The sequence below is a fragment of the Curtobacterium sp. Arg-1 genome, assembly GCF_025643395.1.
In the GTDB taxonomy this organism is placed as follows: Bacteria; Actinomycetota; Actinomycetes; order Actinomycetales; family Microbacteriaceae; genus Curtobacterium; species Curtobacterium poinsettiae.
The window spans coordinates 3392689-3414282 of sequence record NZ_CP095731.1 but is presented as its reverse complement, the minus strand read 5'-3'; the positions used below and the strand labels follow the sequence as shown (position 1 = coordinate 3414282).

Here is a 21594-nt window from a genome sequence, read left to right as displayed (position 1 = left end):
TCCTGCGACACGAAGTCAACGCTACGGGGGATTGCCATGACCTTCACGTTCACGATGGTCGACCGCGAGAGCGGCCAGACCGCGAACGTCTACGTCGACGGTGACGATTCCCGGGCGGTGCGCGAGTTGGTGGCCGAGGCCGAGCGCCTCATCGCGACGGACGTCGACGCCTCCGGTCGGACTCCGGTGTACTTCGTCGGGGAGCAGCAGCTCGACCTCTCGGCGTCGGTCGCCGAGTCCGGTGTCCGGGAGGGAGTGGTGGTGAGCCGCAGCCTGGAACAGGTGCCGCCGCAGCCACTCCGTCCGCTGACCGACGCCGAGATCCGGATCGTCTCCGGGCTGCACGCGGGGACGATTGTCCGGGTCAGCACCGGCACGGTGACCATCGGTACAGCACGGTCCGCGCACGTGCGGGTGCCGGTGAGCACCACGGACGAGGTGGAGGCCGAGGCGTCGGGGGTCGACACGGTGCCGGAGATCGCCCTGCTGGTCACGGTGACCGCCGACGGCGCGAAGGTGCGTCCGGCGAACGGCTTCTCCGGAGCGCTGCTCGACGGTGAGCCGGTCACCGAGGAGACGGACTGGCCCGAGACAGCACAGCTCGCGATCGGTGCGGTACTGCTCGGATTCGGCCGCGCTCCGGACCGTGGCGCCCATCTGTCACTGGCGGACGACGGCATGTCGCTCGAGTACAACCGGCCGCCGCGCATCCTGCCCCCGGACGAGCACACCCGCTACCAGCTGCCGCCGCCGCCGACCGAGCCCCCCGCCCGGGCGCTGCCCATCCTGATGGCACTGGCGCCGATGGGCATGGCGGTCATGTTCGTGTCGACAACCGGCCGCTGGATCTACCTGCTCATCGCCTTGCTGTCGCCGGTCCTGATGATCATCACAGGGCTGCAGGGTCGCCGACAGGGCAAGAAGACGTACCGGCAGCGCGTCGTGGAGTACGAGGACACCAAGGCGCGGATCGAGGCGGACGCGACCGAGAGCCTCCAGTCCGAACGCGCACGCTGGATCGCGAGCGCGCCGGACCCGGCCGCCGTCTACGAGACCGCGGTCACGCCGCTGCCGCGACTGTGGGAGCGACGCCGGACTGATCCGGACCACCTGCTCGTCCGCGTCGGCACGGCGACGCAGCGCTCCGAGGTGACCATCGAGGACCCGGAGCAGCTGTCCCACAAGCGGACCGTGGCGTGGGACGCCACGGACGTGCCGGTCCGCATCCGTCTGGCCGAGCGCGGCGTGATCGGCATCGCCGGTCCCGACGACGACGCCCGACGACTGGCGAACTGGGTGGTCGCGCAGCTCGCGACGCTGCAGAGCCCGAAGGACGTCACCTTCACGCTGCTCACCGACACCACGCGCACGTCGCTGTGGGAGTGGATGTCCTGGCTGCCGCACGTCCGCCGGGACGGTGCAGACCAGCCGATGACGAGCATCGCCTCGAACGCCGCGTCGACCGCGCGGGCGATCGCCGAGCTCGCCGCGATCATCGACGCCCGGAAAGAGGCGGGTATCGGCAAGAAGACCCCGCCAGCTGACGAGATCGTCGTCGTGATGGACGGCGCACGGCGGCTCCGCGCGATGCCCTCGCTCGTGCAGGTGCTCAAGGAGGGGCCGTCGGTCGGGGTGTTCAGCATCTGCCTCGACCTGGACGAACGGCTCCTGCCCGAGGAGTGCGACGCGGTGGTGGTCGTCCGCGACGACCGGGTGCGGGTCACCCAGCAGCGCAGTGAGCGCATCGACGACGCACGCCCCGACCTGGTCGACCAGGACTGGCTCGAGTGGGTAGCCCGGTCGCTGTCGCCGATCGTCGACGCCAGCCCGGACGTGCAGGACGGCGCCATCCCCTCGTCCGCCCGCCTGCTCGACGTCCTCCAGCTCGAACCGCCGACGTCCGAGGCCGTCCAGGCTCGCTGGCTGCTCGGCGGCCGCAGCACCACCGCCGTGGTGGGGGCGTCGATCGACGGGCCGTTCGCGATCGATCTGCGGAACGACGGTCCGCACGGCCTGGTCGCCGGCACGACCGGTTCCGGCAAGTCCGAGCTGCTGCAGACGATCGTGGCGTCCCTGGCGGTGGCGAACAAGCCGGACGAGATGAACTTCGTGCTCGTCGACTATAAGGGCGGTGCGGCCTTCAAGGACTGCGTCGACCTGCCGCACACCGTCGGCATGGTCACGGACCTCGACACGCACCAGGTCGAGCGCGCGCTCGAGTCGCTCGGTGCCGAGCTCCGCACCCGCGAGCACGCCCTCGCGGAGGTCGGCGCGAAGGACCTCGAGGACTACCAGGACCTGCAGGCCAAGCGTGCGGCGAACGGGGACACCATCCCGAGCCTGCCGCGGCTGCTGATCGTCATCGACGAGTTCGCCTCGCTCGCCCGTGAGCTGCCCGACTTCGTCAAGGGCCTGGTGAACATCGCCCAGCGCGGTCGCTCCCTCGGCATCCACCTCATCCTCGCCACGCAGCGACCGGGCGGCGTCGTCTCGCCTGAGATCCGCGCGAACACGAACCTGCGGATCGCGCTGCGCGTCACCGACCAGTCGGAGAGCCAGGACGTCATCGGCGCGAACGACGCCGCGCGGATCGCGAAGTCGACCCCGGGGCGCGCCTACGTGCGGCTCGGCGCGGCCTCGCTGCTGCCGTTCCAGTCCGGTCGCGTCGGCGGGCGCCGGCCCGGCACGGACGACCAGGAGGCCCGACCCGCCCTGGTCCGCGAGCTCACGTTCGCCTCGTACAGTGACCCGGCCCCTCGCCCGGCCGCCGTCGAGGCCGCCGCGAGCGACGTGGAGGTCACCGACCTGAGCGTCCTCGTCTCGTCCATCGACGACGCCACCCGAGCCCTCGGCACCCCCGAGCAGCGGAAGCCCTGGCTGCCACCGCTCGGCGAGGTCGTCGGGCTCGACGACGTCGAGGCGACCGGCACCGGCGACCTGGCGCCCCTGGCGGTCGCCTGGGGCGTCGAGGACCACCCCGGTGACCAGCGGCAGCGCCCGGCGGTGTTCGACCTCGACGCGGACGGCCACCTGTTCGTGATCGGCTCGCCACGCTCCGGTCGCAGCCAGACCCTCCGCACCCTCGCCGGTGCGATGGCCCTGCGGCTCGGCGTCGGCGACGTGCACATGTACGGGATCGACTGCGGCAACGGTGCCCTGCTCGCCCTCGGTGCTCTGCCGCACTGCGGTGCCGTCGTGCAGCGGCACGAGCCCGACCGGGTCTCGCGGCTGCTCGGCATCCTGCTCCGCACGGTGCAGGAGCGCCAGGCCGCGTTCTCCGCCGGCGGCTACTCGTCGATCGCCGAACAGCGGACCGACTCCGGCACCGTGCCGATGCCCCACGTCGTCGTGTTCCTCGACCAGTGGGAGAGCTTCATGGCGACCCTGGCGGACGCCGAGAACGGCATGCTGCACGATGCCGTCCAGACCCTGCTGCGCGAGGGCGTCGGCGTCGGCGTGCACCTGGTCGTCTCCGGCGACCGCACCCTCACGTCCGGCCGGATGTCGAGCCAGGTGGAACGGAAGCTGCTGCTTGCCCTGGCCGACCGCGGCGACTACAACTACGAGGGCATCAACGGCAAGAAGCTGCCGGAGTCGATCCCGCCGGGGCGCGGGTTCCGCAACGCGACGGCGACGGAGACCCAGGTCGCCGTTCTGCCCGGCGGACTCGGGGGCCGCGACCAGGCCGCCGCGCTCCGGGGCATCGGTGACGAGGTCCGTGCGCACGTGTCGGCCGACGCCCCGAAGCCGTTCCGGATCGACGTGCTCCCGCGCTCCATCACCTTCGAGGACGCCGTGCGGTACCTGCCGTCGGCGGAGGCGTCGGTCGGCCGGGTCGCACTCGGCGTCGGCGGCGACGAGCTCCGGCTGTTCACGCACGACTTCGTGCAGGACACCTCGGTCTTCATCGTCGGCGGCAGCCCCCGCTCGGGCAAGAGCACCGCACTCGTCGCGATGGCCCGCCACGTGCTGTCTGCCGGTGGTTCGGTGGTCGCGGTGACCCCGCGGGAGTCCCCGCTGCGGGCGCTCGACGGAGCGCCACGAGCCACGGTCGTGACCGATGGTGCGATCGGAGCCGAGGGCCTGTCCGCCGCCATCGACACCGGCGCCGCGGGCTTCACGCTCGTGCTCGTCGACGACGCCGAAGCCCTGAAGGAGTCGCCGGCCGAACCGGTGTTCCGGGCGATCATGGAGTCCGACCGGGGCCGTTCGGTCGGGCTCGTCCTGGCGGGAGACGTCGAGGGGGTGGCGAGCGGGTTCCGCGGTTGGCAGGTCGACGCGAAGAAGGCCCGTCGGGGCATGCTCCTCGCGCCGCTCAGCACGGTCGATGGCGACCTGATCGGCACGAAGCTGTCGAAGAGCCTCGTCACCCAGGACCGCGTCGCCGGCCGGGCTCTGCTGAACGACGCCGACCAGGCGCTCCGACTCGTGCAGGTGCCGGCCGGCGACTAGCGCCGGCCGCAGGGGCGCAGCCCGGAGCGTGCGCACCCCGCAGTCTGCCCGGTCCAGGGTCGGCTCAGCCCAGCGGCGTCTCGCTGACGAGTCCGACGGCGGGTTCGGCGCGGAGCGAGTGCCCGCCGAACACCACGGTGTCCCCGGGCCGCACGGTCGTGCGCTGCGACGGAACGAGCATCGCCGGGGGGAACCCCGGACGCTGCAGTTCGACCCCGTTGGCCGACGCGGTGTCGAGCACCCAGAGCGAGCCCTCGGCACCGAACCCGAACTCCAGGTGGGTACGACTGAGCAGCCGCTCCGGGTCCTCCAGGGCGATCATGTGGGCGTATCCGCCGTCGGGATGGGAGCTCGCAGGATCGCGGCCGATCAGTCCCCCGCCGGACACGGTGACCCGCTGGGCGCCGTCGAGGACGAGCACGGCCGCCGCGGCCTGGCGGGCCGGCGCGGCGTCGCGTCGCGCGGTGCTTCCGCCGGACGAGCCGAGTGGTCGGCCGGGCATCTGCGCCACGGTCGCCCGGACCCGGTCGGCGCTCGCACGCGGAGCCAGGGGAGGGGTGACGACGGAACGGGCGAGCTCTCCGCGCTGTGCCATCTGCGCCAGATCACGCTCTCCGACCCGTTCGACGACGGGTTCGACGACCTTGCGCTTCTTCCGGAACGGCCAGAGGCGCATCAGGACACCTCGCTGCCGACCGTGGCGGAGTCGATGAGCTCGAAGGTGTCGGTGACGGTCTCGAACAGTTCGTACAGCGGCTCGGCCAGGTCGGTCGCGGGTGACGAGACGCTGACCAGGGCGACCTGGTCGCCGGCCGGCACGAAGGTCTGCATGAGCACGACGTCGAACGATCCGCGGCCGTCCGGTGCCTGCACCGTCGAGACGCCCCAGACGCGCGGCACCCGGCCGATGCGAGGGACCTCGTGCACGTCGACGTGCATCCCGTCGTCGTCCCCGCCGAGCGCGGCGACGTGGTCGGTCAGTGCGGCGAGTGGGTCCCCGCCGGCCTCGGGCGCGGGCAGGACCGTCACGGTGAGGGCACCGGAGACGATGCCGTCCTCGCTGGGCTCGGCGAACGCGGCGCAGTACCGCGCCCCGCTGTCCCAGGCGGAGCGGGCGAACCGGCGGAGCACCCGGACGATCTCGGTGCGGTGGTCCCAGAGTTCCCGGTGGTCCTCGATGCGTTCCTGCACGAGGGCGCTGATCCGGTCGTCGCGGCGTTCCGGATCGACCGGGAGCTCGAACCAGGAACGCGGGACCGTGATGGCGAAGTGGTCGACCGACATGCCCGCTACCGTACCGCGCCGTGTCGCTCGGCGGTCCGCCGCAGCGCCCGCAGCAGCACCGGCCTCGGCAACCGCAGCAGCGCCCGCGGCACGAGCGCCCGCACCCCGGCCACCACCCGCACGGTCCGCCGGAAGCGCCGCTCCTCGCGCCGCCCCCACGCGAAGCCGTACGCCGTGCGCACCGGTTCCGGCAGCATCCCCACGGTCACGATGCGCACGAGGGGCATCGCCGCCCGCACCCACAGCGGCGCGAACCGCGGGTGCAGCAGGTCACGGACGACCCCGCGGGCGTCGTCGGTGACCTGCAGTCCGTCGAGCGTCTGCTGCCAGTACCGGTCGAACGCCGCCACCGAGGTCGGCCAGCGCTCCGCTGGCACCCGCAGCGCGGTCGCGATCGGCGCGTAGGCGGCGAGGACCTGCTCGGCCCGGGCAGCGGAGACCTTCGTGCCGAACAGGTCGTGCGCCCGCCGGGCGGAGTCGAACAGGGTCGCGGCCACCCAGAGCTGCCGGTCGACGTCGTCGGCGCCGGCGACGGGCCCGTGCGCGTGGTTGACGAAGCCCGTCGCGGTCGCCGAGTCGGACTCCGTGCCGATGACGACGGCGTAGATGAACATCAGGGTGTGGGCGAGCCGCTGCTGGGGTCGCCGGGCGAAGTCCGAGTGCCGTCGCACACCGGCCGCGACGACCGGGTCGGCGATCTGCAGCAGGATGGCGCGGCCGCCCGCGGCCACGGGGGTGCTGTCGGCGAGGAACCGACGCAGGTGACGGTCGTGGACGTGCGCGGGAGACGGCCGGGAGGCCCGGTGCGGGTCGTGCGCCGAGCCTCCAGGCCGTGGGGTGGTCACGCCGCACCCCGTCGGCGTCGCGCCCGCAGGACGGGTCGCAGGTCCACAGCGATCGCCACCAGGAGCGCGACTGCGCCGACGATCACGGCGACCCGTGTGGAGGCGGGGTCGACGGGCGCGTCACCGGTCAGGGCGAGGAGCGTCGCGACGAGCCAGATCGCGGGGATCGGCCAGAGGCGGGTCGGGGAACCGGTGACCAGCGCGCCGAGGACGCCGGCGACGAGCAGCGGGACCCAGCGGCCACCGGGCTCCGAGCGGGCGGCGAGGTGCGCCGCGGCGGCGACCAGCAGCATCACCGCGACGGCCAGCAGCCGCGCCGCCGAGGGCATGCTGCGGACGCTGGCACGGACTCGTCGGAACACGGCCCGATGCTACCGAGCCGTGTTCCGGGGGAGCCTGATCAGGTCAGCGCTCAGAGCGGCTTCGTGCCGAGGTCGTTGCCGAGGTCGGCGCGGTCCTCGTCCTGCTCGTTCTCGTGCTCCCACAGGTCGGGCGAGCCCTCGCGCGGGGAGCCGCCGGTGGGACCGTCGTCGGAGCCGTCACCGGGCTGCGGTTCCACCGTCTCACCGGCGACCGCGTCGTTCGTGACGGTCTCGAGCGACTCCTCGGCCTCGTCCACCTCGTACGGGCCGACGTGCTCACGGTCGATGTCGTCGTCGCGACGCTGCTGGGAGTCGAAGTCGTCGACGGGGCTGATGCCGGGGTCGCTCATGGTGGTTCCTTTCCGTTGCGGGCTTCCTGCCTACCCGCGGGTGCTTGGCGGCTGTCCGGTTTCGTGTCGTGTTCACCCGGGCGTCACCTTCCGGTCACGCCGTCACGGCAGCATCGCCGATGCTCGGGGGAGTGGAGCGCGGTCGCCGACGGGTGGTCGAGCGGCCGCGCCTTCCCCGCCCGGGTCGGCTGCGCTGGTGCGCTGGCCGCCGGTGTGCTCCGTCCGTGCTCCGTCCGTGCCGCTGTCAGACGCGTTCGAGCAGTTCGCGTTCCTCGACGTCGGCGAGTGCGAGGGTGCGGTAACCGGCGGACTCGAAGAACACCGTGATGCGGTCCTCTTCCGTGCTCATCACCACGCCCGTGCCCCACTCCGCGTGCTCGACGCGGGCATCCGGTGGCCAGACGGCGTCGTTCGCACCGTCGGCCACGTGGGCGGAGGCGTCGCGCGCCGTGCCGGACGAGCAGGTGTCGCAGTTGCCGCAGGGCTCCGGCAGCTCGTCGCCGAAGTAGCCGAGCAGGAACTGCCGGCGGCACGCGGTCGTCTCGGCGAGCTGGCGCATCATCGCGATGCGGGACTCCTCGACCCGTTCCCGTTCGGCGGCTCGGTCGGCGGTGGCGCGGGCCGCACGGTCGGCGTCCCGGGGGCCGTCCGGCATCCGGGAGACACCGTCGACGTCGTCTCGGAGGGCACCGGCGTCGAGCAGGGCGTTGAGCGCACGGCCGGCGGTGCGGGCCGACAGCCCCGAGGCTTCCGTGAGCGCGGAACGGGCGATCGAGCCGCTGGGCGGGACGGCGTCGAAGACGGCCCGCACCGATGCGGGCCGGGGGAGCCGGACGCGAAGAAGGTGCGCAGGCCGAAGTCCTCGGCGCGGTAGTGCAGGGTGGCGCCGGCCGGTTCGGCGTCCCGCCCGGCCCGTCCGATCTCCTGGTAGTAGGCGTCGACCGACTCCGGGACGTGGGCGTGCACGACGTACCGGACGTCGGGCTTGTCGATGCCCATGCCGAACGCGCTGGTCGCCACCACCACGTCGACGTCGCCGTCCAGGAACCCGGTGTGCACGGACTCGCGCTCCGCCACGCGCATGCCGGCGTGGTACGGCTGCGCGCGACGACCACGGGTGGCGAGGGCATCGGCGTACTCGGTGGTCGCGGCGCGGGTGGCGACGTAGACGACCGTGGCCCCGTCCAGTTCGGCGACCTGGTCGACCACGGCCTGGCGCTTCTCGGCGTCCTCGGCGTGCCGGATGACCTCGAGTCGGATGCCGGGTCGGTCGAACCCCGACGCGAGCACGAACGGGTCGCGCATGCGGAGCCGCTCGACGATGTCGTCCCGCACCGGAGCGGAGCCCGTCGCGGTCAGGGCGAGCACGGGCGGGCGGCCCAGGCGCTCCGCGACCTCGCCGAGCGCCAGGTAGTCCGGTCGGAAGTCGTGACCCCAGGACGAGATGCAGTGCGCCTCGTCGACGGCGACCAGCGCGACGCCGGCATCGCGGAGTCGCTCGAGCACGTCGTCCTTCACCAGCTGTTCGGGCGCCAGGAACACGTAGCCGACCTGGCCCGCGGCCACGGCGTCCCAGGCATCGGCGACGTCCCGGGCCTTCTTCGTGGCGTTCAGGGCGACGGCGCGGGGCGCACCCGGATGGTGCTCGAGCCCGACCACCTGGTCCTCCTGCAGCGCGACGAGCGGGGAGACCACGACGACGAGCCCGTCCAGGCCGAGGCCGGCGACCTGGTAGATCGCCGACTTCCCCGAACCGGTGGGCATGACCGCCAGGGCGTCGCGGCCTTCGAGGACCGCGTCGATGACGGACTCCTGGTCGGGGCGGAGCTTCCAGCCGAAGACCTCGGTGGCGCGGGTACGGAGTTCGGGGTGCACCGATCCACAGTGCCGAGCGGGAGCCTGAGGCCGGTCCCAGCGATGCGCGCAGCGGCTCACGCCCGTCGGAGCCGGCCCGCTCCGGCATCCGTGCACCGGCCGTCCACCGAGCAGCGCTAGGCTGCGTGGCGGCCGTTGTCTCGACATCGAGCGACCCTCGATGTGGAGTGCGCGACCGGGAAACCGATGCCGATCGCACGAACCGTGCGGGAAGAAGAACAGCGTGGATCTTTTCGAGTATCAGGCCAGGGACCTCTTCGAGTCCTACGGCGTCCCCGTGTTGCAGGGGATCATCGCCGACACCCCCGAGCAGGCGAAGGCGGCGGCCGCGAAGATCGGCGGCGTCGTGGTCGTCAAGGCGCAGGTGAAGGTCGGCGGTCGCGGCAAGGCCGGCGGCGTCAAGGTCGCGAAGACCCCGGACGAGGCCTTCGAACACGCGCAGGCCATCCTCGGCCTCGACATCAAGGGCCACACCGTCCAGCGGGTCATGGTCGCCCAGGGTGCCGACATCGCCGAGGAGTTCTACTTCTCCGTGCTGCTCGACCGGGCCAACCGCTCCTACCTCTCGCTCACCAGCGTCGAGGGCGGCATGGAGATCGAGCAGCTCGCCGTCGAGAAGCCCGAGGCACTCGCCCGGGTCGAGGTCGACCCGCTGACCGGCATCGACAAGGCCGCCGCGCTCGAGATCGCCGCGCAGGCGAACTTCCCATCGGAGCTGCAGGACGCCGTCGCCGACGTCTTCGTCAAGCTCTACGACGTCTACAAGGGCGAGGACGCGACCCTCGTCGAGGTCAACCCCCTGGTCCGCACCGGCGACGGCCAGATCCTGGCACTCGACGGCAAGGTCTCGCTCGACGAGAACGCCGACTTCCGCCACGAGGGCCACAAGGACCTCGAAGACACCGCCAGCGAGGACCCGCTCGAGGCCAAGGCGAAGGCCCACGGGCTGAACTACGTCAAGCTCGACGGCCAGGTCGGCGTCATCGGCAACGGCGCGGGGCTCGTCATGTCGACGCTCGACGTCGTCGCCTACGCCGGTGAGCGCCACGGCGGCGTGAAGCCCGCCAACTTCCTCGACATCGGCGGCGGCGCCTCGGCCGAGGTCATGGCCAGCGGCCTCGACGTCATCCTCGGCGACCCGCAGGTGAAGAGCGTCTTCGTGAACGTCTTCGGCGGCATCACCGCGTGCGACGCCGTCGCGAACGGCATCGTCGCCGCGCTCGGCATCCTCGGCGACGCGGCCACCAAGCCGCTCGTCGTGCGCCTCGACGGCAACAACGTGGAAGAGGGTCGTCGGATCCTGGCGGAGGCAGCGCACCCGCTCGTCACCGTTGCCGCGACCATGGACGATGCGGCCGAGCAGGCCGCCGAACTCGCCGCCGCAGCGGCCTGAAGGGACTGACCATGTCGATCTTCCTCAACAAGGACTCCAAGGTCATCGTCCAGGGCATCACCGGCGGCGAGGGCACGAAGCACACCGCCCTGATGCTCAAGGCCGGCACGAACGTCGTCGGCGGCGTGAACGCCCGCAAGGCCGGCACCACCGTCACCCACGGCGACGTGTCGCTGCCGGTCTTCGGCTCGGTGCGCGAGGCCATCGACACCACCGGTGCCGACGTCTCGATCGTCTTCGTCCCGCCGGCGTTCGCGAAGGACGCGGTGACGGAGGCCATCGACGCCGAGATCCCGCTCGTCGTCGTCATCACCGAGGGCATCCCCGTGCAGGACTCGGCCGAGTTCTGGGCGCACGCCAAGGCGAAGGGCGGCACGACCCGGATCATCGGGCCGAACTGCCCCGGCATCATCACCCCGGGGGAGTCCCTCGTCGGCATCACCCCGGCGACGATCACCGGCAAGGGCCCGATCGGGCTCGTCTCGAAGTCCGGCACCCTGACGTACCAGATGATGTACGAGCTCCGGGACCTCGGCTTCTCGACCGCCATCGGCATCGGCGGCGACCCCGTCATCGGCACCACGCACATCGATGCGCTCGCCGCGTTCGAGGCCGACCCCGAGACCGAGGCCATCGTGATGATCGGTGAGATCGGTGGCGACGCCGAGGAGCGCGCGGCCGAGTTCATCAAGGCGCACGTCACCAAGCCGGTCGTCGGCTACGTCGCGGGCTTCACCGCTCCCGAGGGCAAGACGATGGGGCACGCCGGCGCGATCGTGTCCGGTTCGGCCGGCACCGCCGAGGCGAAGAAGCAGGCGCTCGAGGCCGCAGGCGTCAAGGTCGGCAAGACGCCGTCCGAGACCGCCGCGCTGCTGCGCGAGGTCGTCGCCGCCCGCTAGCGACCAGCCCGTTCCGCAACACACCGGTGTTCGTCGGGTGAACCGCGTCTTGCGCGTGTTCGTCCTGCGAACACCGGTGTTTTGCGTCGGCAGCCGCGCGGCTCCGGGGCGGCCGCGCGAGGGGCACGTATCCTCGCTGCGATGAACCGCCTGGGAACCGCTCTGCTCGCCGCGATCGAGGCGGTCGTGACGGTCGGCGTCGGCATCGGGATCGCCCTCGTGCCGCTGACGCTGCTCTGGGGGTTCGAGTACGGCCTGCAGGTCGACTGGGACGTCTTCTGGAAGGCCACCGGCAGCGTCTGGCTCGTCGGGCACGGCGTCGACGTCTCGTTCCTGCTCGGTTCCGCACTCGCCAAGAGCGCCGGGGTCAGCGGCGCTGCCGACCCCATCCACGTCACCCTGGCGGCCCTCGGGTTCGCGGTCGTGACCGCCTGGCTCGGCGCCCGTGCCGGACGCCGGTTCGCCGAGACCGAGCACCGCACGACCGGCCTGCTGGTCGGCACCGCCGTCGTCGCGCTCCTCGGTCTGGCCGTCGCGCTGTCGACGACCTCCGCCGCCACCCACCCCACGCTCTGGCAGGCCGTGGTGCTGCCGGCGCTCTGGTTCGGGATCCCCGCACTCGCCGCGTCCGAGGTCTGCCGTCGTCGCCGGGACATGCCCGCCGACGCCGTCACCCAGCGGGTCATCGACCTGGTCGACCGCGTCCCCGCCGTCTGGCGGTCCGTCGCCGGGTTCGGCCTGCGCGCCGGGACCGCCGCGACCGCCGTGGTCGTCGGCGTGGCCGCGGTGCTGGTCGGCCTGCTGCTCTTCACCTCGTTCGCCGAGGTCATCACCCTGTACGAGCAGTCGCACGCCGGGGTCATCGGTGGTGTCGCGCTCACCGTCGGACAGCTCGCGTTCCTGCCGGACTTCGTCGGGTGGGCGACCTCGTGGCTGATCGGCCCCGGGTTCGCCATCGGCACCGGGTCGAGCGTGTCCCCGATCGCCACGACCCTGGGCCCGATCCCCGGCCTGCCGGTCTTCGGCGCGCTGCCGACCTCGGGTCACACCTTCGGGCTCGTCTGGATCCTGGTGCCCGTCATCGCCGGGTTCGCGATCGGCGGCTCGATGCGGCCCCGGTTGGTGCGGGCCCTGGGCACCGCCGACTCCGCGCTGCACCGTGCGTTCGGCGGCGTCGCGGCAGGACTCGTCGCCGGCGTGCTCACGGGGCTCGTCGCCTGGGTGTCGTCCGGTTCGTTCGGCCCGGGACGCCTGGCCGACGTCGGCCCGAACGCCCTGGCGGTCGGTGGGTTCGCCGCACTCGAGGTCGGCCTGCCGGCGATCATCGCCCTCGCCGCGGGCAGTGACCTCGTCCGCCTGCCGGAGGGCGGGTGGAGGCGCGAGCGCTGGACCGAGGCGGACGAGGCCGACGAGGACCACGACACCGCTCGCGCCGGAGCAGACCTCGGCGAGGGGTCCCTGCTCGCTGCGCTCGACCAGGCCGGGGCCGGACGGACCACCGACGTGCACCGCTTCGTCGTCGAGGAGTCCCACGACGGGTCGACGGCAGCGCGCCCGCGGGTGACGACCGAACGCGCGACGACCGAACACACGACCGGGCCGATCGGCAGCGAGGTCGTCGGGGACGAGCCGGCCGATGCGACACCGCCCCGCCCCGCCCGCGAACCCGACCCCGCCTCCGCACCCACGCCTCCACCCCGTGCCGGCGACACCGACCACGACGTCGAGCTCCCCGACTGGGCGAAGACCGACGCGGTGGCCGCCGACCGCCTCGCCGCCGAGCCCGAACCGGTGCGACGCGGTGCCGGACGAGCAGCCCTGGGCGGCCTGCGCGACCGTCTGGCCGGCGCGGCCGAGGGGGTCCGGGGACGAGCCGGTGCACTGCGCGGCCGCGTGACCGGCTCCGACGCCGAGCCGCAGCAGCCCGCCCCCGAGCCGCCCACGGCCACCGCCCCCGCGGCAGCACCGCCGCGCGTGCCCACCGACGCCCAGCCCGCGTTCCCGTGGAGCACCGAGGAGTTCGTCGCCGGCCGGGACGACCTGGACGAGACCGCTGAGGCGGACCGCGTCGACGTCGTCCACGACACCCGGGCGCCCGCACCGGAGCGGGAGCAGCAGCCCCGCCCGGCGAAGTGGGACGTCACCGACCAGATCCCCGAGGACGAACTGCCCTGGTGGCGACAGCCGAAGGACGACCGGTAACCGCGCCCGCCGACGCCGTGCCTCCCGGTAGGGTTGGTGCCGTGCTCGAACTGGTCGTCCTGATCTCCGGTACCGGGTCGAACCTCCGAGCCCTGCTCGAAGCGACCTTCGACGCCGAGTACCCCGCCCGTGTCGTCGCCATCGGTGCCGACCGCGACGCCGAGGGGCTCGGGCTGGGCGAGGAGTTCTCGATCCCGACCTTCACGGTCCCGTTCACCCGCTACGACTCCCGCGCCGAGTGGGGGCAGGCCCTGGCGGAGCAGATCCGTCCGTGGTCGCCCGACCTGCTCGTGCTCTCCGGCCTGATGCGCCTGCTGCCCCCGGCCGTGGTGTCCGAGTTCGCACCGGGGATCATCAACACCCACCCGGCGTACCTGCCCGAGTTCCCCGGCGCCCACGGCGTGCGGGACGCACTCGCCGCCGGCGTGACCCAGACCGGCGCGAGCGTCATCGCGGTCGACGACGGCGTCGACACGGGGCCGATCCTGGCCCAGGAGCGCATCCCGGTGCTGCCGGGCGACACCGAGTCGACGCTGCACGACCGCATCAAGCCGGTCGAGCGCCGCCTGCTCATCCAGACCATCCTCGACATCGCCAACGGCACCACCGAACTGAAGGGCACCCCGAGCGCATGAGCGTGCACGCAGCCGACCCCAGCCTCTACCGCGACCGGGACGTGGTGCCGGTCCGCCGTGCACTGATCTCGGTGAGCGACAAGTCCGGCCTGCTCGAGCTCGCCGGCGCCCTGGCCGACTCCGGGGTCGAGATCGTGTCGACCGGTTCCACCGCGCAGACCATCCGTGACGCGGGCTACGCCGTCACCGACGTCGCGAGCGTCACCGGGTTCCCCGAGTCGCTCGACGGTCGCGTGAAGACGCTGCACCCGTCGGTGCACGCCGGCCTGCTCGCCGACCTGCGGCTCGAGTCGCACGAGCAGCAGCTCGCCGACCTCGACATCGCGCCGTTCGAACTCGTCGTGGTGAACCTCTACCCGTTCGTCGAGACCGTGGTGTCCGGCGCCGACACCGCGACCGTGGTCGAGAACGTCGACATCGGCGGCCCCGCGATGGTCCGTGCATCGGCGAAGAACCACCCGAACGTGGCGATCGTCGTGTCCCCGGCGTCCTACCCCGAGGTCGTCGAGGCCGTGCGTGCCGGCGGCACCACGCTCGAGCTCCGCAAGTGCCTCGCCGCCCAGGCCTTCGCGCACACCGCCGCGTACGACACCGCGGTGGCGTCCTACTTCGCGAGCGACGTCGTCTCCGCCGCCGCAGCCCCGACGACCTCCGGCGACATCCGGACCCCTGGCGCGTTCGACGAGCACCTGTCGGTCGGTGCCGAGCTGTCCGCGACCCTGCGCTACGGCGAGAACGCCCACCAGGCCGCGGCGCTCTACACGACGCCGGACGGCACCGGTATCGCACAGGCGACGCAGCTGCACGGCAAGGAGATGTCGTACAACAACTACGTCGACGCCGACGCGGCGGTCCGCGCGGCCTTCGACTTCGACGAGCCCGCCGTCGCGATCATCAAGCACGCCAACCCGTGCGGCATCGCGATCGCCCCGGCCGCCGCCGCCGACCCGATCGCCTCGGCCCACGCCGCCGCGCACGCCTGCGACCCGCTGTCGGCGTTCGGCGGGGTCATCGCCGCGAACCGCCCGGTCACCCTGGCCATGGCCGAGACTGTCAAGGACATCTTCACCGAGGTCGTCGTCGCCCCCGGGTTCGACCCCGAGGCGCTCGAGGTCCTGTCGCGCAAGAAGAACATCCGCCTGCTCACGCTGCCGGCCGACTTCGCGCTCGCCGACCGCGAGGTCAAGCAGGTCTCCGGCGGGTTCCTGGTGCAGGACGCCGACCGCTTCACGGGCTTCGACCAGTCCACCTGGACCCTCGTCGCCGGCGAGCCCGCCGATGCGCAGACCCTGACCGACCTGGCCTTCGCGTGGCGTGCCAGCCGTTCGGTGAAGTCCAACGCCATCCTGCTCGCGAACCAGGGCGCGAGCGTCGGTGTCGGCATGGGCCAGGTCAACCGGGTCGACTCGTGCCACCTCGCCGTGAACCGTGCGGGTGACCGGGCTGCCGGCAGCGTCGCGGCGTCGGATGCGTTCTTCCCGTTCGCCGACGGCTTGCAGGTGCTGCTCGACGCCGGTGTCCGTGCGGTGGCGCAGCCCGGTGGCAGCGTCCGTGACGACGAGGTCATCGCTGCGGCGAAGGCTGCTGGCGTGACGATGTACTTCACGAGCGAGCGCCACTTCTTCCACTGATGTGCACTGCCACTTCGTCCACCGATGTGAACAATCGGTGGCAGACCATTGCGCGGCGACAGTCACTGTGAATAGTCTGTAAGGCTCCGCGGCAGGCAGCCGACGATCCCTCGGGACCGGCGGCACCGCGGACACAACGGTGACGAAGACGACGACTGGAGTGACGATGGACAACATGACCGGAACCGTGGCGACGGCCGCCCGCGCAGGTCTCGTGTCCGTCGTGGGGACCACTCCCGCACGGCGATCCCCGATCGCACCGCGACCCCGCGTCGCGGCCGCCGTCTAGTCGGGCCGTTCCCACGGCCCCGCGACGCAGCACCACCGGCGTCCGCGAACCACCCGCCTGAACCCGGGGGACGACGCTCCCCCGGTGCCTCCGGCCCGACCGACGTCACGCGAGTGACGGCGGAGACGCGACCACGCGCCCGGCCGATGATCACCACGCAACGCCACACCGAGCCTCCAGGCCGAAGCCGCGCGACGCGAGCAAGCAAGCAGCAAGCAAGCAAGCAAGCAAGCAAGCAAGCAGCAAGCAAGCACGCACCGCGCAGCGCGACCCGGGGACCCGGCAGACGCATGAGGACGCAACCATGTCCAAGTCGCCCACCACGGCGCGCCCGTCCACCTTCCGCGCGATCGCGCGGATCTACCCCTACGTGAAGCCCTACCAGGGGCGCCTCATCGGCGGCATGGCCGCAGCGATGGGAGCCTCCCTGGTGGCGCTCGCAATCCCCTACGTGCTGCAGTGGCTCGTCGACGGTCCGCTGTCGTCGCGCGACTCGGCACAGATCTGGCCCGCCGGGCTCGGGGTGCTCGCCCTCGGTGTGCTCGAGGCGTTCTTCATCGCCTCGCGCCGCCGGCTGGTGATGCGTCCCTCGACCCGCATCGAGACGAGCATGCGCAACTCGCTCTATGCGAAGCTGCAGGACCTGCCGGTCGCGTTCCACGACCGCTGGGAGTCCGGGCAGCTGCTGTCCCGTTCCGTGTCCGACCTGTCGCTGATCCGGCGCTGGCTGGCCTTCGGGGTCGTCCTGCTCGTCGTCAACATCGTGACGATCGTCGTCGGCTTCGTCGTGCTGTTCACCTTCGGGTGGATCCTCGGGCTGATCTTCCTGATCGCGTCGATCCCGCTGTGGATCAACGGCCTGCTGTTCGAGCGCCGGTACTCCGCCGTCGCACGCCGCAGCCAGGACCAGGTGGGCGACCTCGCCACGAGCGTCGAGCAGTCGGTGCACGGCATCCGCGTGCTCAAGGCGTTCGGTCGCGGCGGCGCGAAGCTCGAGGAGTTCAGCGAGCAGGCCGAGGCCCTGCGCGGCACCGAGATCAAGAAGGCGAAGGCCATCGCCGGCATCTGGCTGTGGCTGCTGCTCGTGCCGGACGTCGCGTTCGCGCTGTGCCTGCTCGCCGGCATCTGGCTGGCCTCGCAGGGGCAGCTCACCGTCGGCCAGCTGTTCGCGTTCTTCGCGACGGCGACGGTGCTGCGGTTCCCGATCGAGTCGATCGGCTTCCTGCTCTCGATGACGTTCGACACCCGCACGGCGGTCGACCGCTTCTTCGAGGTCATGGACTCCGAGAACACCATCACGGACCCGGAACACCCGAAGACGATCGCCGAGCCGCACGGTGCACTGTCGTTCAACGGCGTGCACTTCCGGTACCAGGACTCCGCACCGCAGTACCCGGACCTGATCAACGGCGTCGAACTGCAGCTGCAGCCGGGCGAGACCATGGCGCTCGTCGGGCTGACCGGCTGCGGCAAGACCACGCTGCTCTCGCTGGTGCCGCGTCTGTACGACGTGACCGGCGGTTCGGTGACGATCGACGGGGTCGACATCCGCGACCTCACCCGCGAAGAGCTCCGCCGGCACGTCGGCGTCGCCTTCGAGGACGCCACCCTGTTCTCGTCGACCGTGCGTGAGAACGTGCTGCTCGGTCGACCGGACGTGCAGGGTGCCGAGGCCGAGGCGCTCATGCGCGAGGCGCTCGACATCGCGCAGGCGTCCTTCGTGGACGACCTGCCCGACGGCGTCGACACCCGGGTCGGTGAAGAGGGGCTGTCGCTGTCCGGTGGGCAGCGCCAGCGTCTGGCACTCGCCCGTGCGATCGCGGCGCGGCCGTCGGTCCTGGTGCTCGACGACCCGCTGTCGGCGCTCGACGTCGACACCGAGGCTCGGGTCGAAGCGGGCCTGCGACGCGTGCTCGCCGACACCACGTCGCTCATCGTGGCGCACCGTCCGTCGACGGTGACGCTGGCCGACCGGGTCGCCCTGATGGAGAACGGCGTCGTCACGGCCGTCGGGACCCACCACGACCTGATGGCCACCAACGAGCACTACCGCTACGTCATCTCGTCGCTCGACGACGACGACGCGACCGCACGACAGGAGGCGATGGCATGAGCCAGCAAGAGAAGAACCTGCCGCTCGACACGTCGGCCGGGCCGGGAGGCGCGGATCCCGTCGTCGACGACATCGCCGACGCGCAGTCTGCCGCGCCCGTCACCGCCTCGATCACCACCATGGGCGTGCGCGGCGAGGAGCGTGAGGACTTCACGAAGGCCGAGAGCAAGCGCCTGCGGCGCCGGTCCCTCGCCCTGCTCGGGTCCCTCGCCGCACCGCTGAAGCTCCGGCTGGTGCTGCTCGGCATCGTGGTCGTGGTCTCGACCGCCGGCACCGTCGCGGGTCCGGCGCTCATCGCGTGGGGCATCGACAACGCCCTGCCCGCGGTGATGGACCAGAACGACTGGGTGCCGGCGTTCGGCGTCGTCTCGACGTACATCGTCGTGGCCGTCCTCGGTGCGGTGCTCACCGCCTGGTACACGGTGCTCGCGGCGCGGATCAGCCAGGCGATCCTGTTCGACCTGCGCAAACGGGTGTTCCTGCACACGCAGCGGCTCTCGCTCGAGTTCCACGAGACCTACACGTCGGGCCGGATCATCTCGCGCCAGACGAGTGACCTCGACTCGATCCGCGAGCTGCTCGACTCGGGGCTGAACCAGCTCATCCAGGGCGTGCTGTACATGGCGTTCACCGCCGTGGCCCTGGTGCTGCTCGACCCGACGTCCGGGCTCGTGCTCGCGGTGTCGCTCGTGCCGCTCTGGTTCCTGATCCGCTGGTTCCAGACGAACTCGCAGACGCTGTTCCGCTCCACCCGTGTCACCTCGGCGCGCGTGATCGTGCACTTCGTCGAGACGATGACGGGCATCCGCGCGGTGCAGGCGTTCCGCAAGGAGTCCCGCAACCGTGACGAGTACGGCGGCTACGTCGAGGACTACCGGGTGGCGAACACGAAGGTGTTCAACCTGTTCGGGACCTTCGACCCGGTGCTCGTGCTCATCGGCAACGCCACGCTCGCCGCGGTCGTCATCGTCGGCGGCTTCCGGATCGTCGGCGGGACGCTCGAGGTCGGTGCGCTGCTCGCGGTCGCGCTGTACGCCAAGCGCTTCTTCGACCCGGCGCAGGAACTCGCGATGTTCTACAACGGGTACCAGTCCGCCTCAGCGGCGATGGAGAAGATCTCCGGCGTCCTCGAGGAACGGCCGAGCGTGCCGGACCCCGTGAAGCCGACCCGTCTGGCGGACGCCACCGGGAAGATGGACTTCGACGACGTCGTGTTCGCCTACAACAAGGGCAAGGTCGTGCTGCCGGAGTTCGACCTGCACATCCCGTCGGGGCAGACCATCGCCCTCGTCGGTTCCACCGGCGCCGGCAAGTCGACGCTCGCCAAGCTCATGGCGCGCTTCTACGACCCGAGTCAGGGCTCCGTCAAGCTCGACGGTGTGGACCTGCGTGACCTCGACACGAAGGACATGCGCCGCGCGATCGTCATGGTCACGCAAGAGGCCTACCTGTTCTCCGGAACCGTCGCGGACAACATCGCGCTCGGCAAGCCCGGGGCGTCCCGCCAGGAGATCGAGGCGTCGGCCAAGGCGGTCGGCGCGCACGAGTTCATCATGGCGCTGCCCGACGGGTACGACACCGACGTGAACAAGCGCGGTGGCCGTGTCTCGGCGGGCCAGCGGCAGCTGCTCTCGTTCGCGCGGGCGTTCATCGCGGACCCGAAGGTGCTCATCCTCGACGAGGCCACGGCGTCGCTCGACATCCCCTCGGAGCGACTCGTGCAGGAGGGCCTGGAGACCCTGCTCGCCGACCGCACCGCGGTGATCATCGCGCACCGGCTGTCCACCGTCGCGATCGCCCACCGGGTGCTCGTGATGGAGCACGGCCGGATCGTCGAGGACGGTACCCCCGCCGACCTCATCGCCGGCACCGGGCGCTTCGCCCAGCTGCACGCAGCCTGGCGCGACTCGCTCGTCTAGGCCCCGGTCGGGCTGCACCACGTGGTTGGCTTGCTCCATGAGCAACGACAGCGTGGTGCAGCCCGGCGGCGTCGCCCTGCACGACCCCTTCTACGGTGCCCCCTTCACCGAGGCCGTTCGCCGGTTCTGGCGGAAGTACACCGTGTTCACCGGACGGGCATCGCGCGCCGAGTTCTGGTGGTGGTGGCTGACGTCGCTCGCGATCGGGCTCGTGCTGCAGCTCGTGCCGCAGGTGTTCACGCCGGACACCCCGGTGCTCGAGAACCCCGTCGGCTCGTACCTGTTCATGCTGTGGGTGCTCGCGACGCTCGTCGGCTCCCTCGGCCTCGGCACCCGACGACTGCACGACGCGAACCTGTCCGGCTTCTGGCAGTTCCTGCACGTGCTGCCGGGCCTCGGCTCGCTGATCGTGTACGTCCTGTGCCTGCTGCCCGCGAACCCGAAGGGTGCGCGCTTCGACCGCTGAGGTCGACCCGCGCGGCGCGGGGTCAGAACGGGTCGTCCGCGTCCGTTGCCGGTGACCAGCGCGCACGACGCATGTCGAGCCTCCAGGCCGTCGTCCCCTGCACGAGCGGGGTCCCCTCGGCCCGGTAGTGCTCGAGCGCCCGGGCCTCGTGGCGGAGCGGCGGGTGCCCACCCGCGCGCACCACACGCCACCACGGCAGGTCGGCGCCCTCGTGCGCCATCACCTTGCCGACGGCACGAGAGGCCCGCGATCCGAGGACTGCGGCGACGTCGCCGTACGTCATGACCTGACCGGGCGGGATCATCCGCACCACCTCGGCGACGGCGGCGCCGAAGTCGACCGATGGGTCGTCGGTGGGCACGTCGTCGGAGCGTGCTAGAGCGTCAGGACCGCGAAGTGGTCGCCGTACTGGGTCTCGCGCACGACCTCGAAGCCCACGGCGCGGAAGAACGCCTCGGGGCTGTCGTCGCCGCCGGGCTCGTACACGACCGTCAGTCGCTCGAACCCGCGGCTGCGCGCTTCGTCCGCCAGACCGTGCACGGCGAAGCGACCGACGCCACGGCCCTGCGCGCTGGCTGCCACGTTGACGCGCCAGATGCAGCTGCGCAGTTCTTCCTGCGCGTTGTCGGCGTCGAACGAACCGATGATCAGGCCGAGGACCTCGTCGTCGTCGAGGACGACACGGGTCCACGCGGAGCTCGGCTTGACGTCGGTCTCGGCGACCCCGTAGGTGGTCGGCTGCACGAACTGTTCCTGGCCCGGCTTGAGCGTCAGGGAGTTGGCCGCGGCAGCGGTCTTCGCGGAGAGTTCTTCCAGGCGCAGGTCGGACATGCGGCCAGGGTAACGGTGCTGACCCTGCGGAAGCCAGTGGCGACGGCA

Annotated in this window: 18 protein-coding genes; 9 read left to right on the top strand and 9 right to left on the bottom strand. The window is 71.8% G+C overall.

What is annotated here, in order from left to right:
• Positions 1-36 precede the first annotated feature (36 nt).
• A complete protein-coding gene (locus MXD64_RS16315) occupies positions 37-4452 on the top strand; it encodes an FtsK/SpoIIIE domain-containing protein (protein WP_263136811.1) in 4416 nt (1471 codons plus the stop codon).
• 64 nt (positions 4453-4516) lie between these two features.
• Here MXD64_RS16315 and MXD64_RS16310 read toward each other — a convergent pair whose 3' ends face one another.
• From MXD64_RS16310 to MXD64_RS16285, 7 genes are all read right to left on the bottom strand, one after another.
• A complete protein-coding gene (locus MXD64_RS16310) occupies positions 4517-5128 on the bottom strand; it encodes an FHA domain-containing protein (protein WP_159557060.1) in 612 nt (203 codons plus the stop codon).
• Positions 5128-5736, bottom strand: coding sequence for a hypothetical protein (locus MXD64_RS16305; protein ID WP_017888159.1), 609 nt, complete (start codon positions 5734-5736; stop codon positions 5128-5130). Before MXD64_RS16305 ends, MXD64_RS16310 begins: the two co-directional genes overlap by 1 nt.
• A gap of 5 nt (positions 5737-5741) precedes the next feature.
• Positions 5742-6581, bottom strand: coding sequence for an oxygenase MpaB family protein (locus tag MXD64_RS16300; protein WP_259553092.1), 840 nt, complete (start codon positions 6579-6581; stop codon positions 5742-5744).
• Entirely contained in the window at positions 6578-6943 is a 366-nt protein-coding gene (locus tag MXD64_RS16295) for a hypothetical protein (RefSeq protein WP_159557056.1), read from the bottom strand. Before MXD64_RS16295 ends, MXD64_RS16300 begins: the two co-directional genes overlap by 4 nt.
• Positions 6944-6993: 50 nt before the next feature.
• On the bottom strand, positions 6994-7293 hold the full coding sequence (locus tag MXD64_RS16290; protein ID WP_159557054.1) for a hypothetical protein: 300 nt from the start codon (positions 7291-7293) through the stop codon (positions 6994-6996).
• Between the two features lie 244 nt (positions 7294-7537).
• Positions 7538-7948, bottom strand: coding sequence for a DUF3553 domain-containing protein (locus tag MXD64_RS17785; RefSeq protein ID WP_317629840.1), 411 nt, complete (start codon positions 7946-7948; stop codon positions 7538-7540).
• Positions 7852-9168, bottom strand: a complete 1317-nt coding sequence (locus MXD64_RS16285) for a RecQ family ATP-dependent DNA helicase (protein WP_317629839.1) — start codon at positions 9166-9168, stop codon at positions 7852-7854. Before MXD64_RS16285 ends, MXD64_RS17785 begins: the two co-directional genes overlap by 97 nt.
• A gap of 223 nt (positions 9169-9391) precedes the next feature.
• On the opposite strand from MXD64_RS16285, the gene sucC reads away from it, so the two are divergent.
• The 8 genes from sucC to MXD64_RS16245 all read left to right on the top strand — a co-directional run bounded on the left by sucC (position 9392) and on the right by MXD64_RS16245 (position 20715).
• The gene (sucC, locus tag MXD64_RS16280; RefSeq protein WP_263136810.1) at positions 9392-10561 is read left to right on the top strand and encodes an ADP-forming succinate--CoA ligase subunit beta; all 1170 of its coding nucleotides are present in this window, start codon (positions 9392-9394) and stop codon (positions 10559-10561) included.
• Positions 10562-10572: 11 nt separating this feature from the next.
• Positions 10573-11460 carry a succinate--CoA ligase subunit alpha gene (gene sucD, locus MXD64_RS16275; protein ID WP_071250213.1) on the top strand — a complete coding sequence of 296 codons (888 nt, stop codon included), beginning with the start codon at positions 10573-10575 and terminating at the stop codon, positions 11458-11460.
• Between the two features lie 141 nt (positions 11461-11601).
• Positions 11602-13662 carry a cell division protein PerM gene (locus tag MXD64_RS16270; protein WP_263136809.1) on the top strand — a complete coding sequence of 687 codons (2061 nt, stop codon included), beginning with the start codon at positions 11602-11604 and terminating at the stop codon, positions 13660-13662.
• Between the two features lie 41 nt (positions 13663-13703).
• Entirely contained in the window at positions 13704-14297 is a 594-nt protein-coding gene (purN, locus tag MXD64_RS16265) for a phosphoribosylglycinamide formyltransferase (RefSeq protein ID WP_140448532.1), read from the top strand.
• Entirely contained in the window at positions 14294-15928 is a 1635-nt protein-coding gene (gene purH / locus MXD64_RS16260; RefSeq protein ID WP_263136808.1) for a bifunctional phosphoribosylaminoimidazolecarboxamide formyltransferase/IMP cyclohydrolase, read from the top strand. Before purN ends, purH begins: the two co-directional genes overlap by 4 nt.
• A gap of 593 nt (positions 15929-16521) precedes the next feature.
• Complete coding sequence (locus tag MXD64_RS16255) at positions 16522-18330, top strand: ABC transporter ATP-binding protein (protein ID WP_042539805.1); 1809 nt, start codon at positions 16522-16524, stop codon at positions 18328-18330.
• Positions 18331-18449: 119 nt separating this feature from the next.
• Entirely contained in the window at positions 18450-20249 is a 1800-nt protein-coding gene (locus MXD64_RS16250; protein WP_031260262.1) for an ABC transporter ATP-binding protein, read from the top strand.
• A gap of 37 nt (positions 20250-20286) precedes the next feature.
• Positions 20287-20715 (top strand): DUF805 domain-containing protein, encoded by a 429-nt coding sequence (locus MXD64_RS16245; RefSeq protein ID WP_263136807.1) that lies wholly within the window; start codon positions 20287-20289, stop codon positions 20713-20715.
• A gap of 22 nt (positions 20716-20737) precedes the next feature.
• Here MXD64_RS16245 and MXD64_RS16240 read toward each other — a convergent pair whose 3' ends face one another.
• Positions 20738-21076 carry an MGMT family protein gene (locus MXD64_RS16240; protein ID WP_263136806.1) on the bottom strand — a complete coding sequence of 113 codons (339 nt, stop codon included), beginning with the start codon at positions 21074-21076 and terminating at the stop codon, positions 20738-20740.
• A 14-nt stretch (positions 21077-21090) separates the two neighbouring features.
• On the bottom strand, positions 21091-21546 hold the full coding sequence (locus MXD64_RS16235; RefSeq protein WP_017888144.1) for a GNAT family N-acetyltransferase: 456 nt from the start codon (positions 21544-21546) through the stop codon (positions 21091-21093).
• Positions 21547-21594: the final 48 nt, after the last annotated feature.

Excerpts from the sequence above, each read along its gene's own strand:
- MXD64_RS16315 (WP_263136811.1), top strand. The coding sequence starts at position 37 with ATGACCTTCACGTTCACGATGGTCGACCGCGAGAGCGGCCAGACCGCG.
- MXD64_RS16310 (WP_159557060.1), bottom strand. The coding sequence starts at position 5,128 with ATGCGCCTCTGGCCGTTCCGGAAGAAGCGCAAGGTCGTCGAACCCGTC.
- MXD64_RS16305 (WP_017888159.1), bottom strand. The coding sequence starts at position 5,736 with ATGTCGGTCGACCACTTCGCCATCACGGTCCCGCGTTCCTGGTTCGAG.
- MXD64_RS16290 (WP_159557054.1), bottom strand. The coding sequence starts at position 7,293 with ATGAGCGACCCCGGCATCAGCCCCGTCGACGACTTCGACTCCCAGCAG.
- MXD64_RS17785 (WP_317629840.1), bottom strand. The coding sequence starts at position 7,948 with ATGCCGGACGGCCCCCGGGACGCCGACCGTGCGGCCCGCGCCACCGCC.
- sucD (WP_071250213.1), top strand. The coding sequence starts at position 10,573 with ATGTCGATCTTCCTCAACAAGGACTCCAAGGTCATCGTCCAGGGCATC.
- MXD64_RS16270 (WP_263136809.1), top strand. The coding sequence starts at position 11,602 with ATGAACCGCCTGGGAACCGCTCTGCTCGCCGCGATCGAGGCGGTCGTG.
- purH (WP_263136808.1), top strand. The coding sequence starts at position 14,294 with ATGAGCGTGCACGCAGCCGACCCCAGCCTCTACCGCGACCGGGACGTG.
- MXD64_RS16255 (WP_042539805.1), top strand. The coding sequence starts at position 16,522 with ATGTCCAAGTCGCCCACCACGGCGCGCCCGTCCACCTTCCGCGCGATC.
- MXD64_RS16250 (WP_031260262.1), top strand. The coding sequence starts at position 18,450 with ATGGGCGTGCGCGGCGAGGAGCGTGAGGACTTCACGAAGGCCGAGAGC.
- MXD64_RS16245 (WP_263136807.1), top strand. The coding sequence starts at position 20,287 with ATGAGCAACGACAGCGTGGTGCAGCCCGGCGGCGTCGCCCTGCACGAC.
- MXD64_RS16235 (WP_017888144.1), bottom strand. The coding sequence starts at position 21,546 with ATGTCCGACCTGCGCCTGGAAGAACTCTCCGCGAAGACCGCTGCCGCG.